Source organism: Umbribacter vaginalis, assembly GCA_001552935.1.
Taxonomy (GTDB): domain Bacteria; phylum Actinomycetota; class Coriobacteriia; order Coriobacteriales; family Eggerthellaceae; genus Berryella; species Berryella vaginalis.
This window is the reverse complement of record KQ959667.1, coordinates 1-2,594: the sequence shown is the minus strand read 5'-3', so window position 1 is coordinate 2,594 and position 2,594 is coordinate 1. Positions and strand designations below refer to the sequence as shown.

The 2,594-nt window shown below is 42.7% G+C and carries 1 protein-coding gene, 2 tRNA genes and 1 pseudogene; all 4 read right to left on the bottom strand.

The genetic code is table 11. The annotated features are described in order from the left end of the window. Positions 1-140 precede the first annotated feature (140 nt). Positions 141-230: transfer RNA gene (locus HMPREF3190_RS00020), tRNA-Ser, on the bottom strand. Positions 231-242: 12 nt separating this feature from the next. Further along, positions 243-334, bottom strand: a tRNA-Ser gene (locus HMPREF3190_RS00015). A gap of 161 nt (positions 335-495) precedes the next feature. Further along, complete coding sequence (locus HMPREF3190_RS00010) at positions 496-1,677, bottom strand: peptidylprolyl isomerase (RefSeq protein WP_066778931.1); 1,182 nt, start codon at positions 1,675-1,677, stop codon at positions 496-498. A gap of 331 nt (positions 1,678-2,008) precedes the next feature. Then, positions 2,009-2,594 (bottom strand): annotated as a pseudogene (locus HMPREF3190_RS00005) (translational GTPase TypA); the annotation flags it as partial.

The following is a 2,594-nucleotide window of genomic DNA, read 5'->3' as shown; positions in this document are numbered from 1 at the left end:
TCATAGAAAGACACAAAACGGTCACCCCAGTTGACAACGGAAAAACGCAATTAGTAACGATTAGCGCATTGCAGGGAACAACGAGCATTTTTTGCGCGTTGTTTGCGCAGGTCAGAATATATAAATAGGGTAGTTAAAAATGGCGGAGGAGGGGGGATTCGAACCCCCGTCACCCTTGCAGGTGAAACAGTTTTCGAGACTGCCGCATTCAACCGCTCTGCCACCCCTCCACGGGTGTTATCTGGCGGAGAGATGGGGATTCGAACCCCAGATGCGCTTTTGGCGCATACACGATTTCCAATCGTGCTCCTTCGGCCAACTCGGACATCTCTCCCTATTGAAGCTATTGAGCGTTATAGCAACATTGAAGTATAACGGAGCATTGCTTATTGAACAAGTGCTCCGCTAGAGTTTTCTTTACAACTTATGTTTTAGACGTATCCCAAAGTCTATACTGTTAGCAGGATGTGTTCCTTGTGTTAATCCTTTCTACTGCTATTTTTTACTTTCAGTAGACTGCTTATTATCAGCAGGTTTGTTCGTGTCTGCTTGCGTTTTGTCTGAAGGTGTAGCACCGTCAGCAGACTTCTTTGCTCCGTCGTTATTCTTTTGCGCTTGTTCAGCAGCTTTCTGTTCTTGAGCCTTTTGAGCCTCTTGCTCGTATTTTGTTATATCAAGATCATATGAAAGCCCTTTAGGCATGTCATTCTTCTTTACATCTGCTTTATCTTTTTGGGCGTCGAGCCACTCCTTAAATGCTTGCTGTGTTTTATTAGCAAGCGTCATCTTTTTAATGGAATCTACCATTTCTTGAGGCATTTGATCGAGAGCGGTAATTTCTTTAGGAGCAGTCCACTCATCAGTACACTTAATAATATGATAACCAAATTGTGACTTAACGAGCTCGCTTACCTGGCCTTTTTTCAAAGTACTGAGTGCTTTTGTATATTCAGGCACGAAGTTGTTCATTTTATCCCAACCAACATTGCCTCCTTGCGCACCTGAGCCTTTGTCAGTCGAGTATTGCTTTGCAGCTTCTGCAAAATCGAGTTTGCCTGCATTAATCTTTTTCAATACATCTTTCGCCGTTGCTTCATCTTTCTCTGCAAATAAAATATGCGATGATTTGCGCGCGCCTGTTAAAAATGATGCGTACATGTTGCACGATTTCAAAACATCAGCATCCTCTACTTTTGTTTCATTACGTAACTTTTCTTGAATTTTTTGAGAGAGAAGTGAACTTTCTACGGTATCGTGATATTCGTCAGCAGTAAATCCTGCCTGTTCAAGAGCTTTATTCCAAGCATCATCTGAATCATATTTTGAGCGCATATCCTGAATGCGCTTATCTATCTCTTCACTGGAAACCTCAACACCTAATTCTTTTGCTCCTGCTTTAATAACATGCTGGCTGATATACGAATCAATCATTTGATCGCGAACTTTTTCTGGTGTGAGCTTATTTTTCACCAGCCAGCGACCCCATGCATTGGTGTCGGTAAGCTCGTAGCGTGCGCGTATTTGCTCCACTTTTTTTGTGATAGCTTCTTCAAGAATTTTATCGCCATTGATAGTTACTGCTACGCCATTTTTCCCTGAAGAACAGCCTGTAATACCACATACAACAGCTAAAGCCACGGCACACACGCCTAATGTTTTCATAATTGTTTTTACCATTGCTCTTGTTTCCTTTTCCTATCCTTCCAAGCGTACTGGTTCATTCTACCATGTGTTTCAAGATAGATTTTATGTATGCCTCACAAATCAATACGCAGCTAGCACGAACCAAACTATACTACACACTTACACAAAAAATTCTTAAATTTTAGCAATAAAAAAGATGACATACAGGCTGTAAAAATACGGTATGTCGCTATAAACTGCCGTTCATTAAACATGCTTATGACAAGCTTATAGCAGGCGGCGCAACACCTAAAATGAACAAACGCTGCGCCGTGAGATAGAAATCCTTGCATTCATCAGCACTTTAAATAGTCGTGCTACGCTCTTAGTTATTCTTGTTTGCTTTGCGGCGATCGGTTGCCGATAGCAAGCGCTTACGGAGACGAATTGATTTTGGTGTTACTTCAACCAGTTCATCATCCTCAATATATTCAAGCGCCTCTTCCAAAGTAAATGTTTGTGGTGGAGTAAGCGAAATTGCCTTGTCTGCTGAAGAAGAGCGTTGATTGCCAAGATTTTTTGATTTTGCAACATTTACTACCATGTCGCCTTCTTTGGCTGACTCGCCTACAATCATACCCTCGTAACATTCTTCACCAGGGCCGATGAACAACTTTCCGCGCTGCTGGAGCGTATCAAGCGCGTATGCAACCGATTTTTCCGTAGCAAGCGCAATCATCGATCCGCACTTACGGTGTCCCATTTCTCCACGATAAGGTCCATATTCCGAAAAATGATGAAACATTACAGCTTCACCGCGCGTAACGTTGAGAATGCGTGTGCGCAAACCCATGGTGCCGCGTGAGGGTATTTTGAACACCAGATGGGTGTCATCTCCACGTTGATACATATCCGACATTTCTCCGCCAGCAGTGCCGAATACCTCAATAACCTTACCTGCATATTCACTT